Here is a 15,444-nt window from a genome sequence, read left to right as displayed (position 1 = left end):
AAGTTTGAATTAAATGCTTTTTATTTAGTTAAATTTCTCAATGTTACTTAAAGTAGAAGTACAAGTAACCAATAAAAATAGGAATTGTTGTCAGAGAGTTATTTAGCATATGTACCATCATACTATCCTTCAAATTTCGCCTTCTATTATAAGTAATATAGAGGGCGCATCCCATTAAAAAATATAATCCGTAGGAGAATATATTTGATGATAGATGTTGTGAACTGAATACCATTGATGAGATGATTAAAGGCAACCAGAAGCGACTTTTCATAAATAAAGTTTCTTTGAAAATTCCTCTAAACACAAGCTCTTCAAGATAAGGTCCTATGAAACAAATACATAATACTGTTACAAGTACAATAGTAGGATGAGGTAAATGACTTTTATCTACAAGTGAGCTAAGACTTTCATCTATTGTTTTTTCATTCTCTGTGTTTGTATCACCTGTAAAATAGAGCATTAAAAGGTTAGCACTAATACTACACATAATCACTAGGAGAAAGAAACCTAAATTAATTAAAATGTCTCTTGCTCTCATTTTATAGTGTTGATATTCATATGTACGATGTAAATAATATGACCGCACACCCCATACAATAAGTAATGCTATCCCTAGAGTAAGCATACTTATGGCAATCGTATACCAATCATTTAGACGCAATGATAAGGGAAGCGCAACTAATGATATGCCTACTGGTATTTGTATAGCAATTGACATGACAAAGATGATTAAAACATTGAGGATTTTATTACCTTTGTGCCTTTCATTCGACTTTTTGTCTAACTTGGAATCAATCATGCCCCATATCCACCCTTCAACTTGTTATGACATACATGTGACTTATACCTCTACATTGCAATTTATCAATGCTTATGTCAATAAAGATGTAAAAAAACAAGCTAAGACATCAATACTCAGCTTGTTTTTCCAAATTGACAGTACACTTATATTAAGTGCTTCCAATCCTAGCCATCTTACAGCGGGCTTACAACACGGGTCTATCCCACTTCCAATTAGCTATTATTATTTAATTGTCATAATGACCTTTCCAGGATCAACGTCTTTAACATCTTCAACATTTAAAGTACGCGCTCCTAGATTTGTAATAATCACTGGCGTAATGATACTTGGAGCATTTTCTTTCAAGTAAGCTAGGTCAATCTTCATTAGTGGTTGACCTTGTGTCACTGTTTCATCGGCATGGACTAGACTTTCAAAACCTTTGCCATTTAATTTTACAGTATCAATACCAATATGAATCAATACTTCCACGCCTGAATCTGATTCTAGACCAATTGCATGTTTCGTAGGGAAAACGGTTTTCACTGTACCATCGAAAGGTGCGACGATTTCACTCTTTTCCGGAATAAATCCTACACCATCACCCATCATCTTTTCAGAGAACACCTTATCAGGAACCTCAGAAAGTGGGATGATGTGACCATGGCCAGGCGCAAAGAGTTCTGTTTCACTCACATCTTCGACATGAATCGGTTCATCAGAAACATCTTCAGTCACTGTCGTTTCACTAGGTTTAGTAATTTCACCACTCATAATTTTAGCCATGTCATGCTTAATCTGGTCTGATTTAGGTCCGAAAATGGCTTGCATATTATTACCAACTTCTAGAACACCTGAAGCACCTAAAGCTTTTAGACCTTGTACATCTACTTTAGATTTATCTTCTACTTCAACTCTTAAACGCGTGATACAAGCGTCTAAATGTTTAATATTCTCTTTGCCACCCATAGCTTCTAAAACGGCAAATGGAAGTTCACTTGTTGAGGTACTCTTGGTAGCAGTTTGTTTATCTTCACGGCCAGGGGTCTTAAAGTTAAATTTAGTGATAAGGAATCTAAATACAAAATAGTAAATGACTGCATACACTAAACCGACTGGAATCACTAACCACCAAGACGTTTTATTAGGTAAGATGCCTAGTAAAACATAATCAATAAATCCTCCTGAGAAAGTATAACCTAAATGAACATCTAATAAATATAGAGTTAAGAATGCTAAACCATCAAGTACAGCATGTATAAAGAATAACAATGGCGCAACGAATAAGAATGAGAATTCTAAAGGCTCTGTAATCCCTGTTAAGAATGAAGTTAATGCTGCTGAACCCATTAAACCGGCAACTATCTTTTTATTTTCTGGCTTCGCTGTGTGATAAATCGCTAATGCTGCTGCAGGTAAACCAAACATCATAACTGGGAACTCACCTTGCATGAATTTACCAGATGTTAAGTGTGCGCCTTCACGAATTTGTTCTATAAAGATACGTTGATCCCCTCTGATAATGTCTCCTGCTGCATTTTTCCAAGAACCGAATTCAAACCAGAACGGCGCATGGAAGATATGATGCAATCCAAAAGGAATAAGTAATCTCTTAATAAAACCAAATAAAAATACCGCTAAACCTGTATTAGAATCGAGCAATCCTTCACTAAATGAATTTAGGCCCGTTTGAATATAAGGCCAAATGATTGCCATTGGAAAAGCTAATATAAACGAAGTCGTAGCCATCATAATAGGTACAAAGCGTTTACCTGCAAAGAAACCTAAATATGATGGTAATGAAATATTGTAAAACTTATTGTAACACCAAGCGGCGAGCGCCCCTACGATGATACCGCCAAACACACCTGTTTGTAATGTTGGTATACCAAGTACATTAGCATAACCTTTAGAAGGATCACCAAGTTGCTCAGATGTAATATGTAAAAATGCTCCCATTGTCTTATTCATAATGATAAATCCTACAAACGCTGCTATAGCTGCTACACCATCACCGCTCGCAAGACCAATGGCTACACCTAATGCGAATATGATTGGTAGATTATCAAAAATAATTCCACCAGCACCTGTCATCATCGTAGCAACTTGTTGGACAATGCCATTCTTTATGAATGGTAAATAGTGTTGAAGTGAATCACCTTGTAAAGCTGTACCTATTGCTAAAAGTAAACCGGCAGCAGGTAGAATCGCAACTGGAAGCATTAATGCTTTACCAATACGTTGTAACTGCCCAAATAACTTTTTAAACATGTTAAACATTCCTCTCTATCTATAGTAAAAGCGTACATTGGCATAAAAAAAGACATGAACAAACAAGACCATCACCTTCTAGTTATCTCGAAGAATGGTAACTCTCATTTGCTCATGCCTGCATGACCAGTAACACGCAATGTTTACTATTTATTTACAATTAGTATACACACTTGATTAAGCGTTTACAAGACAATTCTTTATTTTTTCAAATAAAAAGAACCCGACGCATAAGTCGAGTTCTTTAAGAAGCAACTATTATAAGAAACGTTTAGCTGCTACAGAGATTGGTGGGATTTGATCGAAGTCTAAGTTTTTATCTTCAGTGATTGATCTGTAAGCCCATCTACCGTAACCAAGCGCTTCTTCGTTAACGATTTTACCTGGTAATGGCGCAGCGTTAGGATCAACGTGAACGTCAACGATAGTTGGAACGTCTTGAGCCATAGCTTCTTCTACGATATCGTCTAGACGGCTAGCGTCTCTAACAACATAACCTTTACCACCAGCAGCTTCAGCGAATTTAGCGTGATCCATGTCAGAGAAATCAATCGCATATTCTAATTCACCAGCAGCTTGTTGTTCATATTTAATGAATGATAATTGTTTATTGTTTAATACGAAAATTGTCATTGGTAAATCATATTGAACTGCAGTTGCGAAGTCTTGCATTACCATTTGGAATGCACCGTCACCAGCAATAGCTACAGCTTGACGATTAGGGTATGCAATTTTAGCTGCCATAGCACCTGGAAGACCGCAACCCATTGTACCTAACCAACTTGAGATGATGAATTTATTGTTTACTGATAAGTTTAGGTAACGTGTTGACCAAACTGTTGCAGTACCAACATCTGCTGAGATAATTGCATCATCTTTTAAGTTAGCATTGATTGCTTTCATTAAGCGTTCTGGACGTAATGGTGATTTATTATTGTTCTTATCTTGTTCCATCCATTTATCCCAAACAGCTTTACGTTCTAATGTTTTATCTAAGAAAGCACGTTTAGCTACGTGTTTAATATTTTCAGTTAGTTGATGGAAAGCAACTTTACTGTCGCCTAAGATACCAACATTGATATTGAAACGGTGACCTAAATTAGCTTCGTTTGTGTCAATTTGGATTGCTTTAATATTTTTCTTAGGTAGGTAATCTACGTAAGGGTAGTTTGTACCAGCCATGATTAATAAGTCAGCATCTTGAATTGTTTGATAAGATGTTTTTGTACCAATTTTACCTAAGTTACCAATGCTGAATGGATGGTCATCAGGTAAGATTGTTTTAGCTGGTAGTGTGTGAATTACTGGAATTTTTGCTGCTTCAACAAATTCACGTAATTCGTCTTTAGCATGTTGTGTACCAACACCAATAATCATTACTGGTTTTTTAGCTTTATCGATTAATTTCGCAGCTTTTTGATGCTCTTGAATTTTGGTGATACAGGTTTTGGTTTAGTTGTATCAACCGCTCTGTTAGTTGTGTCTTTAATTTTTTGAGTTAATAAGTCATTTGGACAAATAACTACTGCTACACCTTTTTTCTCATAAGCAGTGCGGATTGCTTCGTTAATGATTTCGAATACGTTGTCACCTTTTTGAATTTGGTGATTGTATACTGAAACATCTTCACATAATTTAGAAAGATTTGTTTCTTGGAATGCTTTAGTTCCTAATAAAGTACTGTTTGTTTGACCAGATAAAATTAATTGAGGAACGTTATCCATTTTAGCATCGTACATACCATTTAATAAGTGAACTAAACCAGGTCCACCGATACTTAATGCTACACCGATTTTACCTGTCATTTTAGTGTAACTAGCAGCTGCTAAGCTTGCTACTTCTTCGTGACGTACATGGTAGAATTTAAATTGATCTCTTACCGTACGTAAACTATCAACTACTGCGTCGATTGAGTCACCTGGAATACCATATAAATGGTCGATGTCCCAAGCTTGTAACGCTTTAACTAATGCTTCGTTTGCTTTAATTTTTGCCATTTTTACAAATAGCCTCCCTTTCTAATATATGAGTACATCTTTCCCTTTAGTAAAACATTAAAATCAGTATTGGTATTAAGACTGAGCTAATGACAGCCGTAAGAATCATACCAATAGAACTAAATGCTCCTGATTCTATATCTAATTCCAATGCCTTTGCTGTACCGAAGGCGTGAGAAGCATTCCCATATGTTAATCCTCTAGCTATAGAGGACTTAAAGCCTCCCATACGCAATAACATTGAACCTAAAATACTGCCGATTAAACCTGTAGTTATAATAAAGAGTACAGTCATCGTATCTGTGCCTCCCAATTCATGGGATACTTCGATACCAACTGCAGCAGTGATTGATCTTGGTAATAGGGTGACAATCGTGTCCTTAGAATAACCAAAGATTTTCAACGTTGTAAATACTAACACAAAATTGAGCAGTACACCAGTCAACACGCTTGCAAATATAACAGATATATATTGCTTTATTTTCTGTCTATTTTCGTATAACGGATAAGCAAGACAAACGACTGTAGCGTTTAAAACGTGGTTAATCCAATTACCACCTTTCATATACCCTTTATAACTCACTCCAAAAACCAATAATACAACTATTATCCCTATTGAAGCTATCAGTGCGGGATTTAGAAATGGATTTTTATATTTATCTTGAAGTCTCTTCGAACCATAGTACAAAACGACTGTTAATAATATCATGAGAACGGCTTGTAAGTAATCATTCATGACTGATCTGTCCCTTTTGTTATTTTGTCTTTTCCTACCATTTTTTCAGCGATGAAACCTGAAGATAAAGCGACTAAGCATGTGCCAATAATAATAACGATGAAGAACAATACGTAATTCAATGTAATATTAGAAGCAACATCCATAATCCCTACTACTGATGGGATAAAGAAAAATACCATTGTCTTGAGTAAGAAATTAGCCCCTACATCAATCCAACTTTCTGGAATAATCTTAAACTGTAAAAGAAAGAAGAACAATATTAAACCAACGATACTACCTGCAAGTGGGATGTGTAATAGTTTCTGCACTTCTGTACCTATAAAAGTAATGAGTAAGATGAGTGCAAGTTGAAGTATTAATTTAACCAAAAATCGAGCCCTCTCCATCATCAACATCCCTTTCTATCAAATTGTGTCTAAATTGTTACTAACTTTTTTCAGTGTTACTATCTATTATAATGCTCGCGATTCTATAGTGAAAATATCTATTCAGAATGTTTTCTATTCCTCTAATCTATGAAACCGTTTGCACAATCCGATAAAAAAACTGTCGAATAATGATGTACACTATCGACAGTTTTTCTTAATCTCATAATGAAGTGATTCAATTTATTCTGTTAAGTTTTCCTTTAAAAATTCTATCCATTTATTTGTTGCATGACTTAAACGTTTATCTTTCTTCCACACAACGCCAAGTTCCCAATCTGTATTAGCATTTTCTAGTTTAATCATTTTTACGTCATCGTTAAGTAATTCAGAAATTGTTGCTGGTAAGATGGTAATACCTAATTTATTTATAATGAGATTTTCTATTACGTTCCATTGAGATATTTGAGATGCCATGTTGGGAACAAACCCAGCATTTTTAGCATTTTCAATAATTTTATCATTCAAATAAAAATCTTCATTAAATAATATAAAATTTTCTTCTGCTAATTCTTCCATATTAATATATGATTTGTGTGCTAACGGATGTTCTCTGTGTAACACCACTCTTAAATCTTCTTTATTAAGTGAAATAGATTCGAATAAATGATGGTCAACTGGCAAAGTCGTAACACCGATATCAACTTCATCGTTTAAGATGAGGTGCTCTGTAGTTTTCCCTCCACTTTCAATGAGATTATATGTAATATTCGGATACAATTGGTGAAATTCCCCTAATATACCTATAAATTTACGCATACTCATGACTGCTGACATACTAATATTAATATGTCCTGATTCTAAACCATACATGCTATTAATTTCGGTAGGTAAATTATCATATAAGGCGATAATTTCCTTACATTTATTGAAGAAAATCTTTCCCGCATCTGTAAGGACTAAATTTCTCTTACTTCTATCGAATAAAGGGACAGCCATTTCCGCTTCAATATCCTTAATCGCCTTACTAATGGTAGGCTGTGCGATGTATAGTGATTTAGAAGCGTTTGTCATTCCACCTTGTTTGACGACTTCAACAAAGTACTTCATATGTTTAATATCCAAGCATATCCCCTCTTTTATAAAAATAAATATTAACTACAATTAATTATACAATAAGATTGACCTTTCTAGTGATTAAAATTTTTTTGAATACAATTCAGTATAATCATTCTTATTTAGTAAGTATTTTTAACAAATGAAAATATGTTATAATCGTTTTTGGCTCAGATTACATTTTTTGAGGTGAGGAATTGAGCTTTTACGAATTTATGCAAAATTTCCTTGGTGATGACACACCATTAGGTGAATTGGTTGATTGGATTAATCAAGATATCAATTTTCCTAAAGAAGTGAAGAGCCATAGTGAAATATTGACATATTTTCGAAATAATCCATGTCCTGAAAACATACCAGTGACGAGTATCAAACGTGCACTTGCTGTTTTCAACCAATTCACCGGTATATAATTGATGTTGGAACAATGCTTTTAACATTTATCATATACAAGAATACATGGGGTTTATCATCTCGCAAGGCGTCCTCCTATGGGCGCCTTTTTCTATTATAAATTGCATACAATATTAACTTTATTACAAAATCTGCCACAATATTTCATGAGGATTACATTTACTTGTATAATTCATTTCTTATATTGTATTACGTATTTTTAAATATTATTATGAGTGAGGTTAATAAATAAATACATTTTTTGGGGAGAAGAAATGAAACTTAAAAAATTATTATCACGTATTATTATCGCTACTGGAATAATGTTCACTGGAACTTTGACATATCAAACAATGGAACAAACGCACGTATCTCACGCTGCTTCATATAATTATTACAACAAACACCAATGTACTTGGTGGGCCTATAAACGTCGTGTACAATTAGAAAAACCTGTTTCTAACAGATGGGGAAATGCTAAAAACTGGTACTATAATGCACGTCGATCAGGTTATTCAACAGGTCACAAACCAAGAAAATATGCTGTGATGCAATCAACTGCAGGTTATTATGGCCATGTTGCTGTCGTTGAGAGAGTATATAAAAGTGGTAGCATCAAAATTTCGGAATATAACTATAACGTGCCTTTAGGTTATGGCACACGTATTATCAGTAAATCATCCGCACGTCACTACAATTACATTTATTAATATGTATAAAGCCATCAAACGGGTATGTTCTCCATATTTATGATTACATATGGAGAACATACCCGTTTGATGGCTTTTTAATTATGATTGGCGTATATTTTCTAAAATTTCTTTAGCTTTAGCTGTATTGGCGCGAGGTTCCTGTTTTAATGCCTCTGCAACTTTTGCAATTTCTTCCCCTTCGGCACCAACTACAATGGCTAAGGATTTGTATTGTAGGCTCATATGTCCTTGTTGAATGCCTTCAGAAACAAGCGCTCTACATGCAGAGAAGTTTTGGGCTAATCCCACTGCAGCTACAACATGCCCTAATTCTTGAGCTGTTTCCACATTTAATAAATCAAGAGAAGCTTTAGCAATTGGTAATACTTTCGTTCCGCCTCCAACAATTGCTAATGTCATTGGCACTTCAATCGTACCAATCAATTTACCACGATCTTTATCATATTCCCATGTTGCGATACCTCTATAGTGTCCATCACGACTTGCGTAGGCGTGTGCACTGGCCTCTGCGCCTCTAGTATCGTTACCTGTGGCTAGAACTACTGCATGAATACCGTTCATTACTCCTTTATTGTGAGTAGCAGCACGATGAATATCAACTTGTGCTAGTACCGATGCACGTTCCATTCGATAAGCTACGTCTTCGCCACTTCTCTCTCCTCTATTTAAGTCTTTAACATCTATTTCACCTTGTACTTTTACAACGGAAGCTGTCGCGTGATTTGATAAGATGCTCATTAATACTTCTTTGTCTGGGAATTCATTTTTAAGGTGAGCTGTAATAGCTTCAAGTATCGTATTTAACATATTGGCACCCATCGCGTCCTTCGTATCCACGAATACTTTCAGTGACAATAAATTCTGTTCTGGAAATGTATCAATTTCGATACGTTGATAACCGCCACCACGTTCTTTGATAGATGGGTATGCTTCATCAGCAATTTGATGAATTTGAGACTCAAGACGTTCAATATCTGAAGATAATTGTTCAGTGTCATCCACATCATCAAAGACGATTTGTCCTATCATTAGACGTTGACTAGAAATCGTTTTGAATCCTCCACTTTGATTCACTAATTTCGCCCCGTAACTCGCAGCTGCCACGACTGAAGGTTCTTCTACCATCATTGGCACTACATATTCTTTATCATCCACCACAATCTTCGGTAATAGTCCTACTGGTAAAGCGCCTTGTCCAATGACATTCTCTATTAAACTGTTCGCAACTTCTTCATTTATAAGTGGTTGATTGAGTAATGATTCATAATTATCAGTATGAAGCCAACCATATTCGACTAATTGTTTTAATTTGTCTTCTCGCGATAAATGTCTAAATCCCTTTTCTAAACTTTTCATGAGTATACTCCTTTATATATGTCTATCTATTTATTTTAAACTTGTTAATAATTATTTTCCTGAAAATTAAAGATCCTAAAACTTCGCATATGCGATTGATTACATGGTAGCAAATTATCGTGTAAAACGCTTACATTTCTGTTATACTTTGATGAATTATTCTGTTATATTTCATTGTATAATAATGTATCGTTCTGATATGATACTAATGCTACTTTTAAAAATGAAAGGATGATTCGCCTTATGAACATAGGTATCGATAGAATAAACTTTTACGTACCAAAGTATTATGTAGACATGGCAAAACTCGCCGAAGCACGCCAAGTTGATCCAAATAAATTTCTCATTGGAATCGGTCAAACAGAGATGGCCGTAAGCCCAGTAAACCAAGATATAGTATCTATGGGAGCAAATGCTGCTAAGGATATTATAACAGACGAAGATAAAAAGAATATTGGAATGGTTATCGTCGCAACTGAATCTGCCATCGATAATGCAAAGGCAGCTGCCGTTCAGATACATCATTTGTTAGGTATCCAACCCTTCGCGCGTTGCTTTGAAATGAAAGAAGCATGTTATGCCGCAACACCAGCTATACAACTTGCTAAAGATTACCTCGCACAACGTCCTAATGAAAAGGTATTAGTCATCGCAAGCGACACTGCACGTTATGGTATTAACTCTGGCGGTGAACCTACACAAGGTGCCGGCGCTGTAGCAATGATGATTTCACATGAACCAAGTATTTTAAAATTAAACGATGACGCTGTTGCATACACTGAAGATGTATATGATTTCTGGAGACCAACTGGGCATAAATACCCACTAGTTGCCGGAGCATTGTCTAAAGATGCTTATATCAAATCTTTCCAAGAAAGCTGGAATGAATACGCACGTCGCCAAGGAAAATCATTATCTGACTTTGAATCACTTTGTTTCCATGTTCCATTTACTAAAATGGGCAAAAAAGCATTAGATTCGATTATTGATAATGCTGATGAAACGACTCAAGAACGTTTGAAATCAGGTTATGAAGATGCAGTGTATTATAATCGCTACGTCGGTAATATTTATACTGGATCATCATACTTAAGCTTAATTTCATTACTAGAGACACGTGACCTTAAAGGCGATCAAACAATCGGATTATTTAGTTATGGTTCCGGTTCTGTAGGCGAATTCTTCAGTGCAACACTTGTTGATGGCTTCGACAAACATTTAGATATCGAAGGTCATAAATCATTATTAAACAATCGTACAGAAGTATCTGTTGAAGAATATGAATCATTCTTTAAACGTTTTGACGACTTAGACTTTAACCATGAGATTGAACAATCTAATGAAGACAAAGATATTTATTACTTAAAAGACATTCAAGAAGATATCCGTGAATATCATATTCCAGAATAAAAAATAATAAAGTGCAAGGGAGTAGGCCAGCGAAAATGATTTCGCTAGCCTACTCCCTTTCTATTATCTTACGGTTTTGTACTATGTTTAGGACGATAAAGTTTTGTCATATCGACATTTTCAATTTCTAACAATTTAATTTTGTTATCAATTGTACCTCCATATCCTGTTAAACTGCCATCTTTCCCAACAACACGATGACACGGTATGATGATTGAAATAGGATTGCTTCCTACAGCACCTCCAACGGCTTGCGCTGACATCTTTGATTTATTTAATTTCCGACCTACTATTTTCGCAATATCTCCATATGTTTTTAAATCTCCATACTTAATTGTCGTTAATTCATTCCAAACCTCTTGTTGAAAATTACTTCCCTGTGGCAATAATTGAAAATCTATCATTGGATCGTCACCATTAAAATAATGATCTAACCATCGTTTAGCGCTAGTGAAAATAGGTAAATCATCTTTCATATCAATATTTTTTTCATATTGATGTGGATATAAAAGATGAGTCAGCGAAGTACCATCGCTAATTAACTGTAATTGGCCTAGTGGTGATTGATATGTCGTTTGATATTGCATTGTAACAACTCCTTTTATTTATCTCATACGCGTTGAGTTTAAGTAGAAATGGAAATGGGAATGCTTTACACATCAAATAATGTGGGGGAATATCTATGATTCATCATAAAAACGATGTTGATCTTCATTTTAATAAAAATAATTTAAGTTCTGAAAGTCAAAATCGTGCCAATCAAATTACCACTTTCTACAAAGCTTTATATCAAATTAATGATATTGTATTAGGTTTAATCTTTCTAGTGGGAAGCTTTTTCTTCTTTAGTGACCAAACAATGGTTGCTGGCACTATACTCTTTGTCATAGGCAGTCTGCAGATGACAGCACGACCAGTGATTTCATTTATTCACGATCTCAAGTTATCTAAATTTTATAAACGTAAATATCAAGAAGAATTACAACATCAATCTAAACTTTAAGACGCAACATAGTCATAAATTCTAAAATAATAGCTCTAAGAGATTGGGACATCATTTATTACTACTGCCCCGCTCTCTTAGAGCGTATTTTATATCGATACTTCAATGAATGATTAAGGATTACGTGTTGTGACCTGCATCTGTATCTTTTTGTTTACTTATTCAAAATTATACAGCTGATAACCTTTGTCTTTCGCATATTCTAAAGCTAAAAGTTCTAAAATATTAATAAAAGTTGGTTCATCTTTCACTTTAATGTATTGGAACGTTAAACTATGTTGTTCTGCAGTGATACTTTTTAAATCAGAAGTATCTAGATTGTTGCTTTGCGCAAACCCTTTTCTAAATTTCGTCGTACCACTATCAGACTGTGAATTATATTGACCTAACTTAGTATATAAATCTTTAGAAATAGGCTTATATGTTGTTGAGTAACCACCTGTTTGCCCTACAAATACTGGTTTCTTTTGATCAAAAATAACATAGACCCCAAACTTATCTTTGACTTTTTCTCTATCTTCTTTCGTGAATGATAACGCTTCTTTCTTATCATACTTAAATAATTTCTTTAATTTTTTCTTATTATCTTCTAATAAGTTATCAAGCTTCTTGCTACCTTTCATAAGTTAAATCCTCCATGTTTACTGCAAAATAATTAAATACTACTATTTATAGTTACATATAATATATCACTTTTTAAAATTATTAATCATTATTTTTGTAAATTAATAATTACTCAACTTTTTCTTAATAATAAAAACTTCTTCATTAACGAGGCGTACTCGAAAACGAAGAAGTTTATATGAATAGCTTTAAATTTTAGAATGCGTCGGTTTTACTTTTTCTGAGGCGGAATGGTCACACTGGCAACCTGTTTTACAACCGCCACATTGCCCTGACTTAGACCGTTTAAAGAACTTATAAAGCGACATGACTGTATAACCAAATATCGCTAAACAAATGATTATATTAATAGCGATGTACATATTATCACTTCCTTATATAAATAATTTACTTATTTGATAAAATGCTAGCGTTAATCCATATGCAGTAATAATCGGATAAATGAGTGCGAATAATGTCCATTTCCATGAACATGTTTCTTTACGAATCGTTGCAACTGTAGAGATACATGGTACATAGAGTAATATGAATATCATAAAGGCATATGCAGATAATGGTGTGAATTGCTGTTGGATAACTTGAACCAAACCATCTTCACTGGATGAATAGAGAATTGCCATTGAACTAATAATCACTTCTTTAGCTAAAAATCCAGGAATTAATGTTGCACCAGCTTGCCATGTACCAAAACCTAGTGGTGCAATAATTGGTGACACTGCCTCTCCTAAAATGTGTATAAAACTTTGGTTTATTTTCACATTCACGCCATGAGGGCCGATGTAAGTCAAAGCCCAAATTACTACTGAACCACCAAAAATAAATGTACCAGCTTTTCTTACGAATCCTTTAGCCTTTTCCCAAGTACTTCTCCAGAGTGTTTTAAAGGATGGCACGCGATAAGTAGGTAGCTCAACAATAAAAACCGAGTCTGAATTTTTTAAAATACAGCGATTTAAAATCGTGCTGACAATCAACGCGACTAAAATTCCTAATAAATATAGACTTAGCACCACTAGAGATTGATAAGCTTTAAAGAATACGCCCACAAATAAAGCATAGACAGGTAAACGCGCTGAACAAGACATGAAAGGTGCGATGAGTATTGTAATCAAACGTTCTTTTTCATTTTCAATACTGCGTGCAGCCATAATACTTGGCACATTACACCCAAATCCTATAATCATTGGAATAAATGATTTACCACTGAGTCCAATGGTTTCCATTGTTCTATCCATTAAGACGGCAATCCTTGCCATATAACCCGAATCTTCTAATAAAGAAATAAAGAAGAACAGCACGACGATTTGAGGTACAAAGACAAGTACTGAACCTACGCCAGCGATGATGCCGTCCGTAATTAAATCTTGAAGAAATGGCAAAACGTGCAAATCATTCATGAGTAACTTTACCCAATCTGTAAATGGCCCTCCAATGAAGCTATCCATCTGGTCAGATAATGGGGTGCCTATCCATGTGAATGTCGTTTGAAAAATAAGCCACATAATACCTAGAAAAATAGGGATCCCTAAATACTTGTTAATAAGAAGTTTATCTATAGTGGCAGTGAGGAATTGTTTTTCTTCTTCAGGATATTCAACTGCACCTTCTAATATTTCATTGATATAGTTATTGCGTATCTTTTCAATATGTTCACGAGCATATAAATCTGATTGATGGTTTAATTCTTGTTTAATGGGTGCGATTTGTTCTAAAATTGCATCACTTAATTTTTGAGAAATTTGTACGTTATCGAGTAAATATTGTATTGCTATAAAACGAATGCGTTCTTTGGGAAAGTTTGAATTTGTTTTTATAATTAAACTCATGCGTTCAATTGCATCTTCAATTTCTTTACCATAATCAATTTTAAATACTTGTCTGTCATCGGGCTTTAAAAACTCTAACTCATGTAATATGTCATTAGTCCCTTTAGATTTTCTAGCCACGATTGGGAACATAGGTATTTTTAACCTTTTCATTAATTGATCAAATTGAATCTTGATACCTCTTTGTGTCGCTACATCGACCATATTTAATCCAATAATTAATGGCACATTTAATTCCATTAGTTGAATAGTGAGTTGCATATTTCTCTTAAGTTGACTAGCGTCAATAATATTGATTGCGCCTGTGAAATTCGTCGTCAATAAATAATCAGTGACAACTGTTTCATCTTTAGATATCGGTGACAAGTCATAAATACCGGGTAAATCAATTAAACTACCTAAACTCCCTTTCAATTTACCAATCTTTTTTTCTACTGTTACCCCACTCCAATTCCCTACGTATTCGTACGAACCGGTTAAAGCATTGAATAAAGAGGTTTTACCTACATTTGGATTACCTAATATACAGAAAGTCTCACTCATCGAAATTAGTCCTCCAATGCAATAAGGCGTGCATCAGATTGTCTTATACTGAGATATTGCCCATTTATTTCAACGATACTTGGTCCATTTAACAAACATTGTTGCTTAATACTGATTTCGCTACCTTTAGTTACACCCATAGCACCTAAACGATATAGCATTTTTTTATTTGTAATTCCTATATGCTTGATTCTATATTTTTTGTCTTTTAATCCATTCTTTACATTCAACATCATACTCACCTTTTTATCTCTAATTAAGAATCATTATCATTAAGAAAAGGATATGCCTCTACGTGATTTTT

At 34.5% G+C, this 15,444-nt stretch carries 15 protein-coding genes and 1 pseudogene; 4 read left to right on the top strand and 12 right to left on the bottom strand.

Translation table 11 applies throughout. The features are described 5' to 3' along the window. Positions 1-43: 43 nt before the first annotated feature. The 6 genes and pseudogenes from HMPREF3264_RS01730 to HMPREF3264_RS01705 form a co-directional block, all read right to left on the bottom strand. Positions 44-802, bottom strand: a complete 759-nt coding sequence (locus tag HMPREF3264_RS01730; RefSeq protein WP_002444317.1) for a CPBP family intramembrane glutamic endopeptidase — start codon at positions 800-802, stop codon at positions 44-46. Positions 803-1,027: 225 nt separating this feature from the next. Further along, complete coding sequence (gene ptsG / locus HMPREF3264_RS01725; protein WP_070871725.1) at positions 1,028-3,055, bottom strand: glucose-specific PTS transporter subunit IIBC; 2,028 nt, start codon at positions 3,053-3,055, stop codon at positions 1,028-1,030. A 258-nt stretch (positions 3,056-3,313) separates the two neighbouring features. After that, positions 3,314-5,052: pseudogene (locus HMPREF3264_RS01720) on the bottom strand (pyruvate oxidase). A gap of 46 nt (positions 5,053-5,098) precedes the next feature. Next, on the bottom strand, positions 5,099-5,788 hold the full coding sequence (locus HMPREF3264_RS01715) for an LrgB family protein (RefSeq protein ID WP_002444324.1): 690 nt from the start codon (positions 5,786-5,788) through the stop codon (positions 5,099-5,101). Continuing rightward, on the bottom strand, positions 5,785-6,177 hold the full coding sequence (locus HMPREF3264_RS01710; protein ID WP_037541672.1) for a CidA/LrgA family protein: 393 nt from the start codon (positions 6,175-6,177) through the stop codon (positions 5,785-5,787). Before HMPREF3264_RS01710 ends, HMPREF3264_RS01715 begins: the two co-directional genes overlap by 4 nt. A 222-nt stretch (positions 6,178-6,399) precedes the next feature. Further along, positions 6,400-7,281 carry a cidABC operon transcriptional activator CidR gene (locus HMPREF3264_RS01705; protein WP_070871724.1) on the bottom strand — a complete coding sequence of 294 codons (882 nt, stop codon included), beginning with the start codon at positions 7,279-7,281 and terminating at the stop codon, positions 6,400-6,402. Positions 7,282-7,469: 188 nt separating this feature from the next. Between HMPREF3264_RS01705 and HMPREF3264_RS01700 the strand changes: the two genes are divergently transcribed. Together HMPREF3264_RS01700 and HMPREF3264_RS01695 are read left to right on the top strand one after the other, a co-directional pair. Next, a complete protein-coding gene (locus tag HMPREF3264_RS01700) occupies positions 7,470-7,685 on the top strand; it encodes a sterile alpha motif-like domain-containing protein (protein ID WP_037541673.1) in 216 nt (71 codons plus the stop codon). A 255-nt stretch (positions 7,686-7,940) separates the two neighbouring features. Further along, the gene (locus HMPREF3264_RS01695) at positions 7,941-8,375 is read left to right on the top strand and encodes a CHAP domain-containing protein (RefSeq protein ID WP_070871723.1); all 435 of its coding nucleotides are present in this window, start codon (positions 7,941-7,943) and stop codon (positions 8,373-8,375) included. Positions 8,376-8,456: 81 nt separating this feature from the next. Here HMPREF3264_RS01695 and HMPREF3264_RS01690 read toward each other — a convergent pair whose 3' ends face one another. Then, complete coding sequence (locus HMPREF3264_RS01690) at positions 8,457-9,734, bottom strand: hydroxymethylglutaryl-CoA reductase, degradative (RefSeq protein ID WP_070871722.1); 1,278 nt, start codon at positions 9,732-9,734, stop codon at positions 8,457-8,459. A 243-nt stretch (positions 9,735-9,977) separates the two neighbouring features. Between HMPREF3264_RS01690 and HMPREF3264_RS01685 the strand changes: the two genes are divergently transcribed. Further along, positions 9,978-11,144, top strand: coding sequence for a hydroxymethylglutaryl-CoA synthase (locus tag HMPREF3264_RS01685; protein ID WP_070871721.1), 1,167 nt, complete (start codon positions 9,978-9,980; stop codon positions 11,142-11,144). Between the two features lie 68 nt (positions 11,145-11,212). Here HMPREF3264_RS01685 and HMPREF3264_RS01680 read toward each other — a convergent pair whose 3' ends face one another. Next, entirely contained in the window at positions 11,213-11,731 is a 519-nt protein-coding gene (locus HMPREF3264_RS01680; RefSeq protein WP_070871720.1) for a methylated-DNA--[protein]-cysteine S-methyltransferase, read from the bottom strand. 95 nt (positions 11,732-11,826) lie between these two features. Between HMPREF3264_RS01680 and HMPREF3264_RS01675 the strand changes: the two genes are divergently transcribed. Further along, positions 11,827-12,147 (top strand): YrhK family protein, encoded by a 321-nt coding sequence (locus HMPREF3264_RS01675; protein ID WP_002444336.1) that lies wholly within the window; start codon positions 11,827-11,829, stop codon positions 12,145-12,147. A 158-nt stretch (positions 12,148-12,305) separates the two neighbouring features. Here the strand turns inward: HMPREF3264_RS01675 and HMPREF3264_RS01670 are convergent, their stop codons facing one another. The 4 genes from HMPREF3264_RS01670 to HMPREF3264_RS01660 all read right to left on the bottom strand — a co-directional run bounded on the left by HMPREF3264_RS01670 (position 12,306) and on the right by HMPREF3264_RS01660 (position 15,373). After that, complete coding sequence (locus HMPREF3264_RS01670) at positions 12,306-12,770, bottom strand: hypothetical protein (RefSeq protein ID WP_070871719.1); 465 nt, start codon at positions 12,768-12,770, stop codon at positions 12,306-12,308. Positions 12,771-12,959: 189 nt separating this feature from the next. Beyond that, positions 12,960-13,133: a FeoB-associated Cys-rich membrane protein gene (locus tag HMPREF3264_RS12350; RefSeq protein WP_083327769.1), complete on the bottom strand. Its 174-nt coding sequence runs from the start codon at positions 13,131-13,133 to the stop codon at positions 12,960-12,962. A 12-nt stretch (positions 13,134-13,145) separates the two neighbouring features. Further along, positions 13,146-15,140 carry a ferrous iron transport protein B gene (gene feoB / locus HMPREF3264_RS01665; protein ID WP_070871718.1) on the bottom strand — a complete coding sequence of 665 codons (1,995 nt, stop codon included), beginning with the start codon at positions 15,138-15,140 and terminating at the stop codon, positions 13,146-13,148. A 5-nt stretch (positions 15,141-15,145) separates the two neighbouring features. Next, entirely contained in the window at positions 15,146-15,373 is a 228-nt protein-coding gene (locus HMPREF3264_RS01660; protein WP_037541676.1) for a FeoA family protein, read from the bottom strand. Positions 15,374-15,444: the final 71 nt, after the last annotated feature.

Origin of the sequence: Staphylococcus sp. HMSC62A08 (assembly GCF_001839105.1) — a bacterium.
Classification (GTDB): Bacteria; Bacillota; Bacilli; order Staphylococcales; family Staphylococcaceae; genus Staphylococcus; species Staphylococcus caprae.
The sequence above is the reverse complement of the archived record's forward strand: the minus strand, read 5'-3'. Positions and strand labels throughout refer to the sequence as shown.